Annotated in this window: 16 protein-coding genes; 14 read left to right on the top strand and 2 right to left on the bottom strand. The window is 60.3% G+C overall.

Annotated elements, in window-relative coordinates:
* The first annotated feature begins 28 nt into the window (after window positions 1-28).
* The 3 genes from carB to BLS41_RS12390 all read left to right on the top strand — a co-directional run bounded on the left by carB (window position 29) and on the right by BLS41_RS12390 (window position 4,448).
* Window positions 29-3,283, top strand: coding sequence for a carbamoyl-phosphate synthase large subunit (gene carB, locus BLS41_RS12400; protein ID WP_074764858.1), 3,255 nt, complete (start codon window positions 29-31; stop codon window positions 3,281-3,283).
* 152 nt (window positions 3,284-3,435) lie between these two features.
* Window positions 3,436-3,912, top strand: a complete 477-nt coding sequence (greA, locus tag BLS41_RS12395) for a transcription elongation factor GreA (protein WP_074764856.1) — start codon at window positions 3,436-3,438, stop codon at window positions 3,910-3,912.
* A gap of 20 nt (window positions 3,913-3,932) precedes the next feature.
* The gene (locus BLS41_RS12390; protein WP_074766503.1) at window positions 3,933-4,448 is read left to right on the top strand and encodes a DUF4149 domain-containing protein; all 516 of its coding nucleotides are present in this window, start codon (window positions 3,933-3,935) and stop codon (window positions 4,446-4,448) included.
* Between the two features lie 141 nt (window positions 4,449-4,589).
* On the opposite strand, the gene BLS41_RS12385 is transcribed toward BLS41_RS12390, so the two are convergent.
* Window positions 4,590-5,117, bottom strand: coding sequence for a YhbY family RNA-binding protein (locus BLS41_RS12385; RefSeq protein ID WP_074764854.1), 528 nt, complete (start codon window positions 5,115-5,117; stop codon window positions 4,590-4,592).
* A gap of 212 nt (window positions 5,118-5,329) precedes the next feature.
* On the opposite strand from BLS41_RS12385, the gene BLS41_RS12380 reads away from it, so the two are divergent.
* The 11 genes from BLS41_RS12380 to phoR all read left to right on the top strand — a co-directional run bounded on the left by BLS41_RS12380 (window position 5,330) and on the right by phoR (window position 17,875).
* The gene (locus tag BLS41_RS12380; RefSeq protein WP_074764852.1) at window positions 5,330-5,992 is read left to right on the top strand and encodes an RlmE family RNA methyltransferase; all 663 of its coding nucleotides are present in this window, start codon (window positions 5,330-5,332) and stop codon (window positions 5,990-5,992) included.
* A 189-nt stretch (window positions 5,993-6,181) separates the two neighbouring features.
* The gene (gene ftsH / locus BLS41_RS12375) at window positions 6,182-8,071 is read left to right on the top strand and encodes an ATP-dependent zinc metalloprotease FtsH (RefSeq protein WP_074764850.1); all 1,890 of its coding nucleotides are present in this window, start codon (window positions 6,182-6,184) and stop codon (window positions 8,069-8,071) included.
* Window positions 8,072-8,153: 82 nt separating this feature from the next.
* Window positions 8,154-9,053: a dihydropteroate synthase gene (gene folP / locus BLS41_RS12370; RefSeq protein ID WP_074764848.1), complete on the top strand. Its 900-nt coding sequence runs from the start codon at window positions 8,154-8,156 to the stop codon at window positions 9,051-9,053.
* Window positions 9,054-9,080: 27 nt separating this feature from the next.
* Entirely contained in the window at window positions 9,081-10,439 is a 1,359-nt protein-coding gene (gene glmM, locus BLS41_RS12365) for a phosphoglucosamine mutase (RefSeq protein ID WP_074764846.1), read from the top strand.
* A 513-nt stretch (window positions 10,440-10,952) separates the two neighbouring features.
* Window positions 10,953-11,984, top strand: a complete 1,032-nt coding sequence (pstS, locus tag BLS41_RS12355; protein WP_074764843.1) for a phosphate ABC transporter substrate-binding protein PstS — start codon at window positions 10,953-10,955, stop codon at window positions 11,982-11,984.
* Window positions 11,985-12,193: 209 nt separating this feature from the next.
* Entirely contained in the window at window positions 12,194-13,195 is a 1,002-nt protein-coding gene (pstC, locus tag BLS41_RS12350) for a phosphate ABC transporter permease PstC (RefSeq protein WP_074764841.1), read from the top strand.
* Window positions 13,192-14,088, top strand: coding sequence for a phosphate ABC transporter permease PstA (gene pstA / locus BLS41_RS12345; RefSeq protein ID WP_074764839.1), 897 nt, complete (start codon window positions 13,192-13,194; stop codon window positions 14,086-14,088). The genes pstC and pstA overlap by 4 nt, the downstream gene beginning before the upstream one ends.
* 17 nt (window positions 14,089-14,105) lie before the next feature.
* Window positions 14,106-14,954 carry a phosphate ABC transporter ATP-binding protein PstB gene (gene pstB, locus BLS41_RS12340; RefSeq protein ID WP_074764837.1) on the top strand — a complete coding sequence of 283 codons (849 nt, stop codon included), beginning with the start codon at window positions 14,106-14,108 and terminating at the stop codon, window positions 14,952-14,954.
* 28 nt (window positions 14,955-14,982) lie between these two features.
* Window positions 14,983-15,687: a phosphate signaling complex protein PhoU gene (gene phoU / locus BLS41_RS12335; protein WP_074764835.1), complete on the top strand. Its 705-nt coding sequence runs from the start codon at window positions 14,983-14,985 to the stop codon at window positions 15,685-15,687.
* A gap of 26 nt (window positions 15,688-15,713) precedes the next feature.
* A complete protein-coding gene (gene phoB, locus BLS41_RS12330; RefSeq protein WP_028199153.1) occupies window positions 15,714-16,415 on the top strand; it encodes a phosphate regulon transcriptional regulator PhoB in 702 nt (233 codons plus the stop codon).
* A gap of 146 nt (window positions 16,416-16,561) precedes the next feature.
* Entirely contained in the window at window positions 16,562-17,875 is a 1,314-nt protein-coding gene (phoR, locus tag BLS41_RS12325; protein WP_074764833.1) for a phosphate regulon sensor histidine kinase PhoR, read from the top strand.
* Window positions 17,876-17,992: 117 nt separating this feature from the next.
* Here the strand turns inward: phoR and ppk1 are convergent, their stop codons facing one another.
* Window positions 17,993-20,056 (bottom strand): polyphosphate kinase 1, encoded by a 2,064-nt coding sequence (gene ppk1 / locus BLS41_RS12320; protein WP_074764831.1) that lies wholly within the window; start codon window positions 20,054-20,056, stop codon window positions 17,993-17,995.
* Between the last annotated feature and the right edge of the window lie 168 nt (window positions 20,057-20,224).

Here is a 20,224-nt window from a genome sequence, read left to right as displayed (position 1 = left end):
AATTCAGGAATACATTAGCGAGAGCGTTATGCCCAAGCGGACAGACATCAAGAGCATCCTCATTATCGGCGCGGGTCCGATCATCATCGGCCAGGCGTGCGAGTTCGATTACTCGGGCGCGCAGGCATGCAAGGCGCTGCGTGAGGAAGGCTACAAGGTCATTCTCGTCAACAGCAATCCGGCGACGATCATGACCGACCCGAACACGGCCGACGTGACCTACATCGAGCCGATCACGTGGGAAGTGGTCGAGCGCATCATCGCGAAGGAGCGCCCGGACGCGATCCTGCCGACGATGGGCGGCCAGACCGCGCTGAACTGCGCGCTCGATCTCCACGCGCACGGCGTGCTGGAAAAGTACAAGGTCGAGCTGATCGGCGCATCGCCGGAAGCAATCGACAAGGCGGAAGACCGCCAGAAGTTCAAAGACGCGATGACCAAGATCGGCCTCGGTTCGGCCAAGTCGGGCACCGCGCATTCGATGGAAGAAGCTCTGACCGTGCAGGCGGATATCGCTGCACAAACCGGCAGCGGCGGCTATCCGGTCGTGATTCGTCCGTCGTTCACGCTCGGCGGTTCGGGCGGCGGCATTGCGTATAACCGCGACGAATTCGAAGAGATCTGCAAGCGCGGTCTGGACCTGTCGCCCACGCGCGAACTGCTGATCGAAGAATCGCTGCTCGGCTGGAAAGAGTACGAGATGGAAGTGGTCCGCGACACCAAGGACAACTGCATCATCGTCTGCTCGATCGAAAACCTGGACCCGATGGGCATCCATACCGGCGACTCGATCACCGTGGCGCCCGCACAAACGCTGACCGACAAGGAATATCAGATCCTGCGTAACGCGTCGCTCGCGGTGCTGCGCGAGATCGGCGTCGATACTGGCGGCTCGAACGTGCAGTTCTCGATCAATCCGAAAGATGGCCGGATGGTGGTGATCGAAATGAACCCGCGCGTGTCGCGTTCGTCGGCGCTGGCGTCGAAGGCAACCGGCTTCCCGATCGCCAAGGTCGCGGCCAAGCTGGCTGTCGGCTACACGCTGGACGAGTTGAAGAACGAAATCACCGGCGGCGCGACCCCGGCGTCGTTCGAACCGACGATCGACTATGTCGTCACCAAGATTCCGCGTTTCGCGTTCGAGAAATTCCGCGAAGCCGATTCGCGCCTGACCACGCAGATGAAGTCGGTCGGCGAAGTGATGGCGATTGGCCGCACCTTCCAGGAATCGTTCCAGAAGGCGCTGCGTGGTCTGGAAGTCGGCGTCGACGGTCTGGACGAAAAGACCGATAACCGCGACGAGATCATCCGCGAGATCGGCGAAGCCGGTCCGGATCGTATCTGGTACGTCGGCGACGCGTTCCGTGTCGGCATGACGGCTCAGGAAATTTTCGACGAAACGTCGATCGACCCGTGGTTCCTCGCGCAGATCGAACAGATCATCCTGAAGGAAAAGGCGCTGGCAGGCCGCACGCTGGCCAGCCTCACGAAGGAAGAACTGAAGTACGTGAAGCAGAGCGGCTTCTCGGATCGCCGTCTGGCCAAGCTGCTCGGCGCGAAGCCGGCGGAAGTGCGTCAGCGCCGTATCGAGTTGAACGTGCGCCCGGTGTACAAGCGCGTCGACACGTGCGCGGCCGAGTTCGCGACGAAAACCGCGTACATGTACTCGACCTACGAGGAAGAGTGCGAAGCGAACCCGACCAACAACAAGAAGATCATGGTGCTGGGCGGCGGCCCGAACCGGATCGGCCAGGGCATCGAGTTCGACTACTGCTGCGTGCACGCCGCGCTCGCGATGCGCGAAGACGGCTACGAAACGATCATGGTCAACTGCAACCCTGAAACCGTTTCGACCGACTACGACACGTCCGACCGTCTGTACTTCGAATCGCTGACGCTCGAAGACGTGCTCGAAATCGTCGACAAGGAAAAGCCGGTCGGCGTGATCGTGCAATACGGCGGCCAGACGCCGCTGAAGCTCGCGCTCGACCTCGAAGCGAACGGAGTGCCGATCGTCGGCACGTCGCCGGACATGATCGACGCCGCCGAAGACCGCGAGCGTTTCCAGAAGCTGCTGCAGGACCTGGGCTTGCGTCAGCCGCCGAACCGCACTGCACGCGCCGAAGACGAAGCACTCAAACTCGCCGACGAAATCGGCTACCCGCTGGTGGTGCGTCCGTCGTACGTGCTCGGCGGCCGCGCGATGGAAATCGTCCACGAGCCGCGCGACCTCGAGCGCTACATGCGCGAGGCCGTCAAGGTGTCGAACGACTCGCCGGTGCTGCTCGACCGCTTCCTGAACGACGCGATCGAATGCGACGTGGATTGCATTTCGGATGGCGAAGCCGTGTTCATCGGCGGCGTGATGGAGCACATCGAACAGGCAGGCGTCCACTCGGGCGACTCGGCTTGCTCGCTGCCGCCTTATTCGCTGTCGCAAGAAACCGTGGCTGAGCTGAAGCGTCAGACCGGTGCGATGGCCAAGGCGCTGAATGTGATCGGCCTGATGAACGTGCAGTTCGCGATCCAGCAAGTGCCGCAGGCTGATGGCTCGAAAGAAGACATCATCTACGTGCTCGAAGTGAACCCGCGTGCCTCGCGTACCGTGCCGTACGTGTCGAAGGCGACCAGCCTGCCGCTTGCGAAGATTGCGGCGCGCGCAATGGTCGGCCAGAAGCTGGCAGAACAGGGCATCACGAAGGAAATCGTGCCGCCGTACTTCAGCGTCAAGGAAGCCGTGTTCCCGTTCGTCAAGTTCCCGGCAGTCGACCCGGTGCTCGGACCCGAAATGCGCTCGACCGGCGAAGTGATGGGCGTGGGCCAGACTTTCGGCGAAGCGCTGTTCAAGTCGCAACTCGCCGCGGGCTCGCGTCTGCCGGAATCGGGCACGGTGCTGCTGACGGTGATGGACGCCGACAAGCCGAAGGCCGTCGAAGTCGCGCGCATGCTGCACGAACTCGGCTACCCGATCGTCGCGACCAAGGGCACGGCTGCCGCGATCGAAGCGGCCGGCGTGCCGGTCAAGGTCGTCAACAAGGTGAAGGACGGCCGTCCGCACATCGTCGATATGATCAAGAACGGCGAGATTGCGCTGGTCTTCACGACCGTCGACGAAACCCGCGCAGCGATCGCCGACTCGCGTTCAATCCGCATGAGCGCGCAGGCGAACAAGGTCACGTACTACACGACGATGTCCGGCGCGCGTGCTGCAGTTGAAGGTTTGCGCTATTTGAAGGACCTCGAAGTCTATGATTTACAAGGGCTGCACGCTCGCCTAAACTAAGGCTTCGACTTTTTGTCCAAGAAGTAAGTGCCGCGGTTAAGCGGCGTTCCGTAGGTGCTGTGGCCCGGGTTTTGCCCCGGGGCGCTGGTTCCCGCGGAATGCACTTAACCGCGGTGATTTTTTTTACGGCTGTTTTTTGCATAGAGTTGTTTATGAGCACTGTTCCATTGACGAAGCGCGGCGCGGAAATGTTGCGCGATGAATTGCAGCGCCTGAAATCGGTTGAGCGTCCCTCGGTGATCAATTCGATCTCTGAAGCGCGTGCGCAGGGCGATCTGTCGGAAAACGCGGAATACGACGCGGCGAAGGAAAAGCAGGGCTTTATCGAAGGCCGGATTGCCGAGATCGAATCGAAGCTGGCTGGTGCACAGGTGATCGACCCGTCCAAGGTCGACGCGGACGGCCGCGTGGTGTTCGGCGCGACGCTGGAACTGGAAGATCTGGAGTCGGGTGCATCGGTCAAGTACCAGATCGTCGGTGACGACGAAGCAGATATCGACCATGGTCTGATCTCGATCAGCTCGCCGATCGCGCGTGCGTTGATCGGCAAGTCGGAAGGCGACGTGGCTTCGGTGCAGGCACCGGGCGGCGTGCGCGAGTACGAAATTATCGCGGTTAGCTACGTCTGATGGCGGCTGCGGTGTCCCAGATGCCACATCGACTTTTTCGTCTTTTGACGGTGCTGTGGGTCGGCAGTCTGCTGACTATCGGCTATGCCGTCGCGCCGGTACTGTTCACGTCGCTCGACCGGATTTCGGCGGGCGCCGTGGCAGCACAGCTATTCCGGATCCAGGGGCTGGTTGGCATCGTGTGCGGCATTTTGCTGCTCGTTCTCGCGAATGTTCTGGTGCGCCGTGGCGATCAAGCCTATCGCCGTGTTCGCTGGATGATTGCCGGCATGCTGTTATGCGTGTTGGTGGGCTATTTCGCGTTGCAGCCGTTTATGAATGCGATGCGCGTGGCCGCACTCGAGGCTGGCAGCGACGTAGGGCATTCGGTCTATGCAACGCGCTTTGGCATCCTGCATGGCGTATCGAGTCTGTTTTATCTGATCGAAAGCGTGCTGGGTCTGGCTCTGGTGTGGAAGCTGCCTGCGGGTGGCGGCGTGCTGGCCGTGGAGCAGGGTGCTCATGGCAGCGGTACTGCAGGAAAAGTGACAGGCTGACGGACTGAGTTGCCGCAGCGGGCGTGTTGCTGGAGCCCGCTGATCGGTTGCTTCGGGCAGATCGCCGTGCGCAATGGGTCGTCTGCTTCAGCCTACCTTGGGTCAAAGGTGCGGATCTGGCCCGCACCTCTCACCATTCGCTTACTTCGACGATTGATGCGAGCGCTTTGCGCTGGTTTGACGCTTCTTGGCTCGCTTGATGTTGCCGCCTTGCGTCACACGTTCATTGCCGCGCACGACAACCGCTTTAGCCTTCGGCTTGCGCATCGGAATTTCGCTGGGCTTCACGACCTTAACGACGCGCGGTGCGCGACCTTTACCCGGCTTGGCTTCTTCCGCAGCTTCGCGGGCGCTCGGCAAGGCGCCGCGTTTGGCCTTCACCGCGGGCTGGGTCGATTCCGGCTTCCAGATCACCAGCAACTTGCCGATGTGCTGGATCGGCGCGGCGTTCAACTTGTCGCAGATTTCTTCGTAGATAGCGATGCGCTCTTCGCGTTCATCGCCGAACACACGAATCTTGATCAGCTGATGAGCACCAAGGTGTACCTTGATTTCGGAGAGCACAGCGTCGGTCAAGCCTTCGGCGCCGACGAGCACGACCGGTTTGAGCGCATGTGCCTGGGAGCGCAACTCGGCGCGTTGGTCGGAAGAGACTTTGAGGGCTGGCATGGAAAGTGGGAGACTCGACTAAAATGGCGGCACCTGCGTTCCCGATCGATTTGCTCGAATGGGCCGATTCAACAGGGCGGCGCGTCAGAACAACAGAATCGCGGCTCACCGTTACTTATTGCCGGTTTAGGCATCAGTTTGGCACTGGCCGCGCGAATTAACCGCGTATTATCCCCTAAAGCGCGTCACCACGCAGCAAGAGTTCATCTTTAATGGCAAAAAACAAGTTCAACACCGCGTGGCTGCATGACCACATCAACGATCCCTACGTGAAAATGGCGCAGCGGGAGGGCTATCGCGCCCGCGCAGCATACAAGCTCAAGGAAATCGACGAACAGGACAAGCTGATCCGGCCAGGGCAGGTCATTGTCGACCTGGGCTCGGTGCCTGGCAGCTGGAGTCAGTATGTGCGCAACAAACTCGCCAAGGGTGCTCAACGCGACGCAGAGCGCGAAGGCGGCATCGACGGCACGATCATCGCGCTGGACATTCTCCCCATGGAGCCAGTAGCTGACGTTCACTTCATTCAAGGCGACTTCCGCGAAGACGCCGTAGTGGGTCAACTGGAAGAATTGGTCGGAGAACGCCAGGTTGACCTTGTAATTTCGGATATGGCGCCCAACCTGTCGGGAGTGGCGGTGGCGGATGCCGCGCGAATCGAGCATTTGTGCGACCTCGCGTTGGAATTTTCGCAAAATCACCTGAAATCCGATGGTGCCCTTTTAGTCAAATGCTTTCACGGCAGCGGTTACAGCCAGATTGTCGAAAAGTTCAAGCGTCAGTTCAAGGTGGTGGCGGCCCGCAAGCCGAAAGCGTCGCGGGATAAATCGTCAGAAACATTTATTTTGGGTAAGCATCTTAAGCGTCCTGCATAAGGGCGCTCCAGAACGGTTCCGCATCTGTCGATAAGGTGCTGGGGGCGCCGGAAATTGGCGCTGCAGCGGCCCGCTACGCTATTTCTGTGGTAGCGAAACCTTATGGCAGGGGTCTGCGGACTGGATTAGAATGCTTTCGTGGTGCCGCAAGGCAAATGTAGGCGCCCGTCTAAGTGAAGGAGTGGTGCTTTGAACAACAATATGTTTTCGAAGGCAGCAGTGTGGCTGGTTATCGCACTGGTGCTGTTTACGGTGTTCAAGCAGTTCGACAAGCCCCGTGTCCAGGAAGGTGTTTCCTATTCGCAGTTCATGGATGACGCTAAGGCCGGCAAAGTCAAGAACGTCATCGTCCAGGGGCGGAACCTCACGGTCACTCCAGCAGACGGCCAGAAGTACCAGATCGTGTCGCCCGGCGACATCTGGATGGTCGGCGATCTGATGAAGTATGGCGTTCAGGTGAGCGGCAAGGCTGATGACGAACCCAATGCGCTGGTCTCGGCGCTGTACTACCTCGGGCCGACGATCCTGATCATCGGTTTCTGGTTCTACATGATGCGACAGATGCAGGGGGGCGGCAAAGGCGGGGCATTCTCGTTCGGCAAATCCCGTGCTCGTCTGATTGACGAGAACAACAACGCAATCAATTTCACCGACGTTGCCGGTTGCGACGAAGCGAAAGAAGAAGTCTCCGAACTCGTCGACTTCCTGCGCGATCCGCAGAAATTTCAGAAGTTGGGCGGTCGAATTCCGCGTGGCGTGCTGCTGGTTGGGCCGCCGGGAACGGGTAAGACGCTGCTGGCGCGCGCAATCGCCGGTGAAGCGAAAGTGCCTTTCTTCAGCATCTCGGGTTCGGACTTCGTTGAAATGTTCGTCGGTGTCGGCGCGGCTCGTGTGCGCGACATGTTCGAACAGGCGAAGAAGCACGCACCGTGTATCGTGTTCATCGACGAAATCGACGCGGTCGGCCGTCATCGTGGGGCCGGCATGGGCGGCGGTAACGACGAACGCGAACAGACGTTGAACCAGATGCTCGTCGAGATGGACGGCTTCGAAGCGAACTCGGGCGTGATCGTGATCGCTGCAACGAACCGTTCGGACGTACTCGACAAGGCTCTGCTGCGTCCGGGCCGTTTCGACCGTCAGGTGTATGTCGGTCTGCCGGATATTCGCGGTCGCGAGCACATCATGAAGGTTCACCTGCGCAAGGTGCCGATTTCGAACGACGTCGATGCAGCGGTGATCGCGCGCGGCACGCCGGGCTTCTCGGGCGCTGATCTCGCGAATCTCGTGAACGAAGCGGCATTGTTTGCGGCTCGCCGAGGCAAGCGCATTGTCGAGATGAACGACTTTGAAGACGCGAAGGACAAGATCTTCATGGGTCCGGAGCGCAAGTCGGCCGTGATCCGCGAAGAGTCGAAGCGTGCAACGGCCTATCACGAGTCGGGTCATGCGGTGATTGCCAAGCTGTTGCCGAAGGCCGATCCGGTGCACAAGGTCACGATTATTCCGCGTGGCCGTGCGTTGGGCGTAACGTGGCAGTTGCCGGAGCATGACAACGAAACGTATTCGAAGGACTACTTGCTCGATCGTCTCGCGATTCTGTTCGGCGGCCGCGTTGCCGAAGAGTTGTTCCTGAACCTGATCAGCACGGGTGCATCGGACGACTTCAACAAGGCAACCCAAACAGCGCGTGCAATGGTAGCCCGTTTCGGTATGACCGATGCATTGGGGCCGATGGTCTACGTCGACGACGAGAACGACGCAACGCCTTTTGGCCGTGGCTTCACGCGTACGATTTCGGAAGCGACTCAGCAAAAGGTCGATGCTGAAATTCGCCGCGTGCTGGACGAGCAGTACACGCTCGCAAAGCGCCTGCTGGATGAAAACCGCGACAAAGTCGAAGCGATGACAGCCGCACTGATGGAGTGGGAGACGATCGACGCCGATCAGATCAACGACATCATGGCTGGCCGTCCGCCGCGCTCGCCGAAGAGCTCGCCGCCGTCGGCAAGCGACGCCTCGTCGGGCGGAAGTCCGGGCACTGAGGTCAAGCCGGGTAGCGCAACCGCACCCGCCTGATCGTCAAATAGTAGAAAGTGCGGGCCGGTGTGTTCCACGCCGGCCCGTTTTGCATTTATTTGTTTTGCGTGAAGTTCGCTACGTGTCGAAAGTCGATTGCAGTTTTCTTCCCGTCCCCGCGCCGCTGCAATGCGGCCGCTTCAAGCTGACCTTTGAACGCCCTTTGGTGATGGGCATTCTGAACGTCACGCCCGATTCTTTTTCCGATGGTGGCAAGTACGCGATGCGCGACGATGCGCTGCGCCAGGCGGAGCGGATGATGCTCGACGGCGTGGATATCATCGATATCGGCGGCGAATCGACTCGGCCGGGGGCGCCCCCCGTGCCACTCGACGAGGAACTCGAACGCGTGATTCCGCTTGTCGAGCAACTACGCGGCGCGAACGTGCCGCTGTCGATCGATACTTATAAGCCGGAAGTGATGCGCCACGCGCTGACTGCGGGCGCTGATCTGATCAACGATATTTGGGGCTTTCGCATGCCCGGCGCAGTTGACGCTGTGCGCGACAGCAATTGCGGTCTATGCGTGATGCATATGCTCGGTGAGCCGCAGACCATGCAACTCGGCGAGCCTGCCTATGAAGATGTGGTGAGCGAAGTTCGCCATTTTCTCGAGGAGCGCGTGGCTACGTTGCAGCAGGCTGGTGTCGCGCGCGAACGCATTAGCGTTGATCCGGGGTTTGGTTTCGGCAAGGCGGTGATCGAGCATAACTATACGCTGCTCGCGCATCTGCCGGACACGGCTCCACGCGCCGAACCGCCGTATCCGATTCTTGCGGGCATGTCGCGCAAATCGATGATCGGCGCGGTGGTCGGGCGCCCGGCGCCGGAGCGCGTCGCGGGCAGCATCGCAGCGGCTGTGTGCGCAGCCGAACGGGGCGCGGCAATTCTGCGTGTCCATGACGTCTTACAAACTGTAGATTCATTGAAAGTATGGGCAGCTATGCGCGATGCGGCGAAACACGCCCGCGCGCACGATTGAACCCAACGCCACGGGAGATAGATAAAAATGGCACGTCGTTATTTCGGAACGGACGGGATTCGAGGCAAGGTTGGCGAAGGACCGATTACCCCGGAATTCGTGCTGCGGCTCGGTTACGCGGCGGGCAAGGTGCTTGCGGGCGCGGATCGTTGGGCCAAATCCGGCACGCGGCCAACGGTGCTGATCGGTAAAGACACGCGTGTGTCGGGCTACATGCTCGAAGCGGCGCTCGAGTCGGGATTTTCGGCAGCGGGCGTCGACGTGATGCTCGCCGGTCCCATGCCGACCCCGGGCATTGCCTACCTGACGCGCGCATTGCGGCTTGCTGCGGGCGTCGTCATTAGCGCGTCGCACAATCCGTATTACGACAACGGCATCAAATTTTTCTCCGCCGACGGCAACAAGTTGCCGGACGAAGTGGAGTCGATGATCGAAGAGCAACTCGATCAGCCGCTCGCCTGCGCCGCCTCCGAACAGCTCGGCAAGGCTCGGCGGCTAGACGACGCTGCCGGTCGCTATATCGAGTTCTGCAAGAGCACGTTCCCGGCTGCGTACGATCTGCGTGGCATGAAGCTGGTGGTCGACTGTGCGCACGGTGCCGCTTATGACGTCGCGCCGCACGTGTTCCACGAACTCGGCGCCGAGGTGATTCCAATCGGCGTGTCGCCGAACGGCTTCAACATCAACGACGGTGTCGGCGCGACCGCACCCGATGCGCTGGTGCGCGCGGTGCGTGCGAATCACGCGGACCTCGGTATCGCGCTCGATGGCGACGCCGACCGTCTGCAGGTGGTGGATGCGGCGGGGCGCCTGTATAACGGCGACGAACTGCTGTACGTGCTGGTCAAGGACCGGATCGCGACCGAAGGCAAAGTGTCGGGCGCAGTCGGTACGTTGATGACCAATATGGCCGTTGAGGTCGCGTTGCAGGAAGCCGGCGTGAAGTTCGTGCGCGCGGCGGTCGGCGATCGTTACGTGCTCGAACAGTTGCGCGAGCACGGCTGGCAGCTCGGCGCGGAGGGTTCGGGACACATTCTGTCGCTGGATCGTCACTCGACCGGCGACGGTATCGTCTCCGCGTTGCTGGTGCTGGCGGCGATGCAGCGCAGCGGCAAGCAGCTCGCCGAATTGCTGGAGGGCGTCACGCTATTCCCGCAGAAGCTGATCAACGTGCGCATGAAACCTGACGCAGACTGGAAGGGCAGCGACTCGATCCGTCGCGCGATCGGCACGGCCGAAGACGCGTTGAAAGGGCGCGGGCGCGTGCTGATTCGTGCATCCGGTACAGAGCCGGTTCTGCGCGTGATGGTCGAAGCGGAAAGTGCCGACGACGCGGTTCTGCATTCGGAAACGATCGCGGATGCGGTGAGGCAGGCTACGGCTTAAGCGGTATTCAGGCAGCGGCGCGGCGCTATTGGCGTGCCGTTGCCGCTGTCGTTGACGCTGCCATCGCAGCGGCAGTCCCAACTAGCAGTTCTCCTAGAATCCGCGCTCTACAACTCCCGCAACTAACGGACCGCAAACCTGCGCATTCCTCGCGCAACTGACAGCCGCTGCGCTCACGCGTCCTCATCGCAACTAACGGCCTTCAGATTTCGCCCCCGCCATCCCCTGCGGCAATCCGCCACAATCTAGCCAATCACCGCGGCACCATCCCCCGTGCTTATCCGCTTCTGATTTCCCCCGCAAACGTTCTCACCCCGCCATACAACCCAATCAACATACAAATAGCGCCCAAAGCGCCGTGAAACCCGCAATTCACCATCCCAACGACCTTTCGCGCCGTAATCCTACTGTCACATCCGATTCACGATAAGTCACGTTACTGTCATAAATAGACCCTAAGCTTCGCGGTGTTCGAGTTACTCGCTCACACCCGCTCACACCCTTGGAGGTCTCATGAAATTGATGCAAACCGTGTTCGCTGGCGTCGCTGGCGCGCTTTTCGCTATCGCAGCGCAAGCCGCAGACATCACTGGCGCGGGCAGCACCTTCGCAGCACCGATCTACACGAAGTGGGCTGACGCCTATCAGAAGTCGGGCGGCGGCAAGGTTAACTATCAAGGTATCGGTTCGTCGGGTGGCGTGAAGCAGATCGTCGCGAAGACCGTGGATTTCGCCGGTTCGGACGCTCCGCTGAAAGACGAAGAACTCGCGAAGGAAGGCCTGTTCCAGTTCCCGACGGTGGTCGGCGGCGTGGTTCCGGCAATCAACGTGCCGGGCGTGAAGCCGGGCGAACTGGTGTTGTCGGGTGAAGTGCTCGGCGACATCTACCTGGGCAAGATCAAGAAGTGGAACGACCCGGCAATCGTCGCGTTGAACCCGAAGATCAAGCTGCCGGATACCGACATCGCCGTGGTTCGCCGCGCCGACGGTTCGGGCACCAGCTTCATCTGGACGAACTACCTGTCGAAGGTCAACGCTGACTGGAAGGCGAAGGTCGGTGAAGGCGCAACGGTCAACTGGCCGACGGGTACGGGCGGCAAGGGCAACGACGGCGTCGCAGCCTTCGTGCAACGTCTGCCGGGCGCAATCGGCTACGTGGAATGGGCGTACGCGAAGCAGAACCACATGACGTACGCAGCGCTGAAGAATTCGTCGGGCGCAGTGGTCGAGCCGAAGACGGAAACGTTCAAGGCAGCGGCTGCCGGTGCTGACTGGTCGAAGTCGTTCTACCAGATCCTGACGAACGAGCCGGGCAAGGACGCATGGCCGGTCGTCGGCGCAACGTTCGTGCTGCTGCACACGGCGCAGGACAAGCCGGCGCAAGGCACGGAAACGCTGAAGTTCTTCGACTGGGCGTTCAAGAACGGCACGCAAGCTGCAAACGATCTGGACTACATCTCGCTGCCGGATTCGGTCACGGCTGAAATCCGCACGCAATGGAAGGCGAAGGTCAAAGACGCAGCAGGCAAGTCGATCGCCGACTAAGCTTCTGACGTAAGCAACAGCAAGTCGCACTACATTGGCCGTCCTCCTGTGAGGACGGCCAATGGCATTAACCGCAACGGCAAACTTGCAGCGAGGTTACCTGCAATTACGTGTGGCATTCATCCAGCATCGAATTCAGCTTAACTCGAGCATCACCGGCCGCACGACACGTGTCATACGGCAACTGGAAACAGGTCCATCAGGCTCTCATGTCCGATATCCAATTAGCGTCTGGCGCAAGCAGGTCCACGCCGCCCGGCAGCACGTCGCAGCAGAAGGCGCCCAGCCGCGCCGGCGACGTGATCTTCGGCGGTTTGACACGCCTTTCCGCCATCATCACGCTACTGCTGCTCGGCGGCATCATCGTCTCGCTGGTCGTCGCGTCCATGCCGTCGATCAAGGAGTTCGGCTTCCGCTTCCTGTGGACCGCCGAGTGGGATCCACCAAGCAAGCAATTCGGCGCACTGGTGCCGATTTACGGCACGATCGCCACGTCGCTTATTGCACTCATCATCGCGGTGCCCGTCAGCTTCGGCATCGCGCTCTTCCTGACCGAACTCGCGCCCGCCTGGCTGCGCCGACCGCTCGGCATCGCGATCGAGCTGCTCGCCGCGATTCCGTCGATCGTCTACGGTATGTGGGGTCTGCTCGTCTTCGCGCCGATCTTCGCGCAGTATTTCCAGAAGCCGCTCGGCGTGGTGCTCGGCGGGATTCCGTTCGTCGGCGCGCTGTTTTCCGGGCCGCCGATCGGCATCGGCATTCTGTGCGCCGGTGTGATTCTCGCGATCATGATCATTCCGTACATTGCTTCGGTGATGCGTGACGTGTTCGAAGTCACGCCAGTTCTGCTGAAGGAATCGGCTTACGGCATCGGCTGCACGACGTGGGAAGTGATGTGGAAAATCGTGTTGCCCTTCACGAAGACCGGTGTGATCGGCGGCGTGATGCTGGGTCTCGGCCGCGCGCTCGGCGAGACGATGGCGGTCACGTTCGTGATCGGCAATACCAATCTGCTCGACAATATTTCGCTGTTCTCGCCGGGCAACAGCATCACGTCGGCGCTCGCCAACGAGTTCGCTGAAGCGGACCCTGGTCTGCATACGTCGGCGCTGATGGAACTCGGCCTGATCCTGTTCGTGATTACTTTCATCGTGCTGGCGATTTCGAAAATCATGCTGCTTCGCCTCGAAAAAGGGGAGGGCGCGAAATGAGCCAGCCCACTTTGAATATGCCGGGTTCGCACGATCCCGCCCAACTCGAAGCCATGCGTGTGCGTCTTCAAGGACGCCGCCGTTTCAAGAACGCGATTGCATTGACCATGTCGCTCGCGGCAATGGCGTTCGGTCTCGTGTGGCTCGTGTGGATTCTCTATACGACGCTGCGTCTGGGTATCGGTGGGTTGTCCGTCGAGTTGTTCACGCAGTCCACGCCCCCGCCGAATACCGACGGCGGCGGTCTTGCCAACGCGATTGTCGGCAGCCTGATGCTGGTGGGACTCGCGACCTTCATCGGCACGCCGATCGGTATTCTGGCGGGCGTCTACCTCGCCGAATACGGTCAGAAGGGCTGGCTCGCCCAGATCACGCGCTTCATCAACGACATTCTGCTGTCGGCGCCGTCGATCGTGATCGGTCTGTTCGTCTACGCTCTGGTGGTCGCGAAAATGGGTCACTTCAGCGGCTGGGCGGGTGTGTTCGCACTCGCGTTGCTACAGATCCCCATCGTGATCCGCACGACCGAAAACATGCTGAAGCTGGTGCCGAACGCACTGCGTGAAGCCGCTTTCGCACTCGGCACGCCGAAGTGGAAAATGGTGCTGTCGATCACGTTGAAGGCCTCCGTCTCCGGCATCGTGACGGGCGTTCTGCTCGGCGTTGCACGTATTGCCGGCGAAACCGCGCCGCTGTTGTTCACCGCGCTGTCGAACCAGTTCTTCTCGATGGACATGAATCAGCCGGTTGCGAATCTGCCGGTTACGATCTACAAGTTTGCGATGAGCCCGTTTGCGCAATGGCAATCGCTCGCATGGGCCGGCGTCTTCCTGATCACGCTCGCGGTGCTCGGACTGAATGTCCTCGCGCGCACGGTCTTCTCGAATAAGTAAGGGCGGAGTGTAATCCGATGAATATGGCAGAAACTCAACTCAATCCGATCGCGCGTCAAGCCGCGCCCGCCGGTTCCGATCCCGTCCAGAGCGGCCAGGCTTCGTCGCCGTCGCGTCCGAAGATCGAGATCAACGACCTGAACTTCTTCTACGGCAAGTACCACGCGCTGAAGAACATCAACCTGCACATTCCCGAAGGCAAGGTGACCGCGTTCATCGGCCCGTCGGGTTGCGGCAAGTCCACACTGCTGCGCACGCTGAACAAGATGTATGCGCTCTATCCGGAGCAGCGCGCGGAAGGCGAGATCATGATGGACGGCGAAAACCTGCTGACCTCCAAGCGCGATATCTCGCTGCTGCGCGCGCGGATCGGCATGGTGTTCCAGAAGCCGACGCCGTTCCCGATGTCGATCTACGACAACATCGCATTCGGCGTGAAGATGTTCGAAACGCTGCCGCGCTCGGAAATGGATGACCGCGTCGAATGGGCGCTCACCAAGGCCGCGTTGTGGAACGAAGTGAAGGACAAACTGGGCCAGAGCGGCTACGGTTTGTCGGGCGGTCAGCAGCAGCGTCTGTGTATCGCGCGCGGTATCGCGATCCGTCCGGAAGTTCTGTTGCTCGACGAGCCGTGCTCCGCGCTCGACCCGATTTCGACGGGCCGTATCGAAGAGCTGATCGCCGAATTGAAGAGCGATTACACGGTGGTGATCGTCACGCACAACATGCAACAGGCGGCCCGCTGTTCGGACTACACTGCCTACATGTACCTCGGCGAGTTGATCGAATTCGGCGACACCGAAAAGATCTTCATCAAGCCGGTCCGCAAGGAAACCGAGGACTACATCACTGGCCGCTTCGGCTAAGCCACAGCGCAGAATAAGGGAGTACGACATGTCCGATAAACACTTGTCCAGCCAGTTCGATGCCGACCTGAATCTGGTGTCCTCGAAGGTGCTCGAAATGGGCGGCCTCGTCGAATCGCAAATCGTCAACGCGATGCAGGCGCTCAACGAATTCGACCTCGATATCGCCGAGCAGGTGATCGCGGCCGAAGACCGTCTGAACAAGATGGAAGTTGATATTGACGAAGAGTGCAGCAACATCATCGCGCGCCGTCAGCCGGCCGCGCGTGACCTGCGTCTGCTGATCGCGATTTCGAAGACCATCACGAACCTCGAACGCGCCGGCGACGAAGCGGAAAAAATCGCCAAGCGCACCAAGCGTCTGATGGAAGACGGCGCGTCGCGCACCATCAATATCGCCGAGATCAAGCTGTCGGGCGAAATGGCGGTGTCGATCCTGCGCCGCGCGCTCGACGCGTTCGCGCGTCTCGATACAGTCGCCGCCGCGCAGATCGTGCGCGACGATAAAGCGATCGACGAAGAATTCCGCGCGTTCGTGCGCAAACTGATTTCGTACATGACCGAAGATCCGCGTTCGATTTCGGTGGGCCTCGATTTTCTGTTCATCGCGAAGGCGATCGAGCGGATCGGCGACCACGCGAAGAACATCGCGGAATTCATCATTTACATCGTGAAGGGCACCGACGTGCGGCACAAGTCGCGCGACGCGCTCGAACGCGAAGCACTCAGTTAATCAAGAGACAAGGAACAGAGGTGCCGATGCCCAGCAGCATTCTCGTCATTGAAGATGAGCCCGCCATTTCCGAATTGATTTCGGTCAATCTTCAACACGCCGGACACTGCCCGATTCGCGCGTACAACGCGGAGCAGGCGCAGAACCTGATCAGCGACGTGCTGCCCGACCTCGTCCTGCTCGACTGGATGTTGCCGGGTAAATCGGGCATTGCGTTCGCTCGCGATCTGCGCAACAACGAGCGCACCAAGCACATTCCGATCATCATGCTGACCGCGCGTGGCGATGAACAGGACAAGGTGCTGGGCCTCGAAATCGGTGCGGACGACTACGTCACGAAGCCGTTCTCGCCGAAAGAACTGATGGCGCGTATCAAGGCGGTGTTGCGCCGCCGCGCGCCGCAGTTGACCGAAGACCTCGTCGCGATCAACGGTCTCAAGCTCGATCCGGCTACGCACCGCGTCGCCGCGCATGCCGAAGGCAGCGAGATCAAGCTCGATCTGGGTCCGACGGAATTCCGTCTGCTGCACTTTTTCATGACGCACCCGGAGCGCGTGCATAGCCGTACGCAACTGCTCGATCAGGTGTGGGGCGACCACGTGTTCGTCGAAGAGCGCACGGTGGACGTGCACATCAAGCGTCTGCGCGCGGCTCTGAAGCCGGCCGGATGCGATGCTATGATCGAAACGGTGCGCGGCAGCGGCTACCGTCTGGCGAAGAGCGCCTGATAAGCGCTCGCGGCGCGACTGGTTTTCAGACCACTTGCGCCGCTCGCGGCAGGTACGCCAGTTACGTTCGCACCGTCGTATTCGCAATACCGAGGCGCGGCAAATTCCATTTCGGCGCGTGTGCTTTTCTCTTCGATCGCTAGACCATGAACATCATCTGGGCGCGCTCCCTCGTGTCGATCGTGCTGCTGGCTGTTCTTTGCGCGGTGGTCGGCGCAGTCGTGAACGTCAAGGCAGCACTCGTCCTCGCGATCGTCATGCTGCTTGCACAGAGCATTTTCAGCACGTTTCACAAGCAGCGGCTGTGGCGCCTGCTCGATGCGCCGGTGTACGGCGAAGTGCCGAGCGCGCCAGGCATCTGGGGCGAAATCTATTACCGTTTGCATAAGCTCGCGAAGCGCTGGCACGCGCAGGTGCGCCAGGTCGAGCAACAGCATTCGCGTTTCATTCAGGCTATCCAGGCATCGCCGAACGGTGTGGCGATGCTTGACGATCATGATCAGATCGAATGGTGCAACGCCATTTCCGAGAGCCATTTTGGTCTCGATGCCAAGCGCGATCTGCGTCAGCACATCACGCATCTGGTGCGTCATCCCGACTTTGTCCGCTATCTGAATTCGCACCAGTACGAGCAGATGCTGATCATGCGCGGTATGGGCGACAAGCGGCAGAACGTGCTGTCGGTGCAGGTGTTTCCTTATGGCGAAAATCGCAAGCTGGTGTTGTCGCAGGACATTACCGAGCTGGAGCGTACCGACGCGATGCGGCGCGATTTCGTCGCCAACGTGTCGCACGAACTGAAGACGCCGCTCACTGTTCTGTCCGGTTTTCTGGAGACGATGCGCGAGTTGCCGCTGAGCGAAGGCGAGCGTTCGCGTTATCTTGAACTGATGGAGCAGCAGGCGTCGCGCATGCGTCATATCGTTAGCGACCTGCTGGTGCTCGCGAAACTCGAAGGCGACAACAAGCCGCCGAGCGATCAGATGATCGATATGCGTGCAGTGCTGCGGCATCTGCAGGACGATGCGGAAAGCCTGTCGAGCGATCACCACAAGATCGCATTCGATACCGACGAAGGGCTGACGGTGACCGGCGTCGAAACCGAAATTCTCAGTGCGTTGGGCAACCTCGTGACCAACGCGATCCGCTATACGCCGGATGGCGGCGCGATCCGCGTGAACTGGCATTCGCAAGGCGGTCACGCGGTGTTTTCCGTCACTGATAGCGGCTTGGGCATTCCAGCAGCGGACATTCCGCGGCTGACCGAGCGCTTCTATCGCGTCGATCGCAGCCGTTCGCGCGATACCGGTGGCACGGGTCTGGGCCTTGCCATCGTCAAGCACGTGCTGCAACGGCACGAGGCGCAACTCGACGTGAAGAGCGAAGAGGGACGTGGCAGTACGTTCACCGTGCGCTTCCCGGTGTACCGCACTGCACGTCGGCAACCCGCGCCGGTTTGATAGCCATCTGCAGATACATCGCATGAAAAAAACCGCCTGAATAAGGCGGTTTTTTTATGCGCGTCCCGAATCAGAATCCGAACGCGCCCGTCTGAACAACGGGCGCACACTTATCGCTCAAGGGCAGAACTTCGTCAGCAGACTCATCTGCGCATTGCGCGACGACTTGCCCGGACGCCGACGACGATAGTGTCCATCGCTTTGCATCAGCCACGCGGTTTGATTGTCGCCGAGGAACGCCGACAGACCTTCCGCGATGACGCGCCGCTTCAGACGCCGGTTGTTGATCGGGAACGCGACTTCCACGCGGCGGAAGAAATTGCGGTCCATCCAGTCGGCGCTCGACAGATAGACCTGTTCGCGGCCGTCGTCGTAGAAATAGAAGATGCGGTGATGTTCGAGAAAGCGCCCGACGATCGAACGCACTGTGATGTTCTCCGACAAGCCCGCCACGCCCGGCTGCAACGAACACACGCCGCGAACGATCAGGTCGATCTTCACGCCGGCCTGCGACGCCTCGTACAACTCGGCGATCACCGTCGGCTCGAGCAGGGCATTCATCTTCGCGACGATGCGCGCTTTCTTGCCCGCGCGCGCGTGTTCGGCTTCAGCGCGAATCGCGTCAACGAGTTTGGGGTGCAGCGTGAACGGCGACTGCCACAATTCGTGCAGCTTCAGTTCACCGCCGATGCCCGTCAGTTGCTGGAACACGTGATGCACGTCTTCGCAGATTTTCTGGTCGGCGGTCATCAAACCGAAGTCGGTATAAAGACGCGCGGTACGCGGATGATAGTTGCCGGTGCCGAGGTGAACATAACGCTTGAGCGTCGTCTTGCCGCCCGCCGACACGCGCCGCACGATCAGCATCATTTTCGCGTGGCACTTGTGGCCCACCACGCCGTACACCACGTGCGCACCGACCGCTTCGAGCTGCGACGCCCAGTTGATGTTGGTCTCTTCGTCGAAGCGCGCGAGCAGTTCGACTACCACCGTGACTTCCTTGCCGTTGCGCGCGGCCTGCATTAGCGCGTCCATCAGTGGCGAGTCGGTGCCGGTGCGATAGATGGTCTGCTTGATCGCCACCACGTTCGGGTCTTTGGCCGCCTGCAGCAGCAACTCGAGCACCGGCTGGAAACTTTCGTACGGATGATGCAGCAGCACGTCGCCCTGATCGATCACATCGAACATGCTTGCGCTGTTTGCGATGCCAGACGGAATCGCAGGAATATGCGGAACGAATTTCAGATCGGGCCGGTCGACCATTTCCGGCAATTGCATCAGCCGAACCAGGTTGACGGGGCCGTTCGCGTAGTAGCAGTCCTTGTTCGACAGACCGCTCTCGTCGAGCAGGCGTCGCACGACATGCGCAGGTGTTTCCGCCGACACTTCGAGCCGCACCGCATTGCCCAGATGCCGCGCCGGCAATTCGCCCTGCAACGCGACGCGCAGATTGGTGATTTCGTCTTCGTCGACGAACAGTTCGCTGTTACGGGTAATGCGGAACTGGTTGCAGCTACGCACCACGAGATTAGGAAACAGCTCGCCGACAAAGCGCTGCAGCAGCGAGCTCAGCAGCACGAAGCCATGCGGATAACCCGACAGATCCGGTGGCATGCGCACGAGGCGCGGCAGCGCGCGCGGCGCCTGCACGATGCCCATCATCGCCTGACGGCCGAACGCGTCTTTGCCTTCGAGTTCGACGACGAAGTTCAGGCTCTTGTTGAGCACGCGCGGAAACGGGTGGGCCGGATCGAGTCCGATCGGCGTGAGCACCGGCAGCAGTTCGTCGAAGAAATAATTGCGCGCCCATTCGGTCTGCGCTTCGTTCCACGCTTCGGTGCCGTGGAAATAGATGCCTTCGCCTTCGAGCGCGGGCAGCACCGTATCGTGCAGCATCGTGTACTGACGATGCACGAGCTTCTGCGCACGCTCGACCACGAGGTCGTACACGTGCTGCAACGACATGCCGTCCGGAGACAATGCGCCGGGGTTGTCGCGCATCTGCTCCTGCAGTCCGGCCATGCGGACTTCGAAGAATTCGTCGAGGTTACTGCTGGTGATGCAGATGAAGCGCAAACGTTCGAGCAAAGGGACGGCAGGGTCGGCAGCTTGTGCCAACACACGCTCGTTGAAACCCAGAATGCCCAGTTCGCGATTCAGAAGGGGATAGCGGATGGACATCGGCAGCGAGAATGGAATGTCAGGAAGAGAGGCGGAAAGACGCTCGGAAATTCTCACAATATGATGACGTTGTTATGACATTCGCAATTTTTTTATTCTACGCTTGTATCGTTGCGTGTCGTCAATATGACGCAGTGGTTATGGGATCATCGGGCACCCCCATTGCTG

The organism is Paraburkholderia fungorum (assembly GCF_900099835.1).
In the GTDB taxonomy this organism is placed as follows: Bacteria; Pseudomonadota; Gammaproteobacteria; order Burkholderiales; family Burkholderiaceae; genus Paraburkholderia; species Paraburkholderia fungorum_A.
The sequence above is the reverse complement of the archived record's forward strand: the minus strand, read 5'-3'. Positions and strand labels throughout refer to the sequence as shown.

Coding starts and splice junctions, on each gene's coding strand:
- carB (WP_074764858.1), top strand. CDS start 29: ATGCCCAAGCGGACAGACATCAAGAGCATCCTCATTATCGGCGCGGGT.
- greA (WP_074764856.1), top strand. CDS start 3,436: ATGAGCACTGTTCCATTGACGAAGCGCGGCGCGGAAATGTTGCGCGAT.
- BLS41_RS12390 (WP_074766503.1), top strand. CDS start 3,933: ATGCCACATCGACTTTTTCGTCTTTTGACGGTGCTGTGGGTCGGCAGT.
- BLS41_RS12385 (WP_074764854.1), bottom strand. CDS start 5,117: ATGCCAGCCCTCAAAGTCTCTTCCGACCAACGCGCCGAGTTGCGCTCC.
- BLS41_RS12380 (WP_074764852.1), top strand. CDS start 5,330: ATGGCAAAAAACAAGTTCAACACCGCGTGGCTGCATGACCACATCAAC.
- glmM (WP_074764846.1), top strand. CDS start 9,081: ATGGCACGTCGTTATTTCGGAACGGACGGGATTCGAGGCAAGGTTGGC.
- pstS (WP_074764843.1), top strand. CDS start 10,953: ATGAAATTGATGCAAACCGTGTTCGCTGGCGTCGCTGGCGCGCTTTTC.
- pstC (WP_074764841.1), top strand. CDS start 12,194: ATGTCCGATATCCAATTAGCGTCTGGCGCAAGCAGGTCCACGCCGCCC.
- pstA (WP_074764839.1), top strand. CDS start 13,192: ATGAGCCAGCCCACTTTGAATATGCCGGGTTCGCACGATCCCGCCCAA.
- pstB (WP_074764837.1), top strand. CDS start 14,106: ATGAATATGGCAGAAACTCAACTCAATCCGATCGCGCGTCAAGCCGCG.
- phoU (WP_074764835.1), top strand. CDS start 14,983: ATGTCCGATAAACACTTGTCCAGCCAGTTCGATGCCGACCTGAATCTG.
- phoB (WP_028199153.1), top strand. CDS start 15,714: ATGCCCAGCAGCATTCTCGTCATTGAAGATGAGCCCGCCATTTCCGAA.
- phoR (WP_074764833.1), top strand. CDS start 16,562: ATGAACATCATCTGGGCGCGCTCCCTCGTGTCGATCGTGCTGCTGGCT.
- ppk1 (WP_074764831.1), bottom strand. CDS start 20,056: ATGTCCATCCGCTATCCCCTTCTGAATCGCGAACTGGGCATTCTGGGT.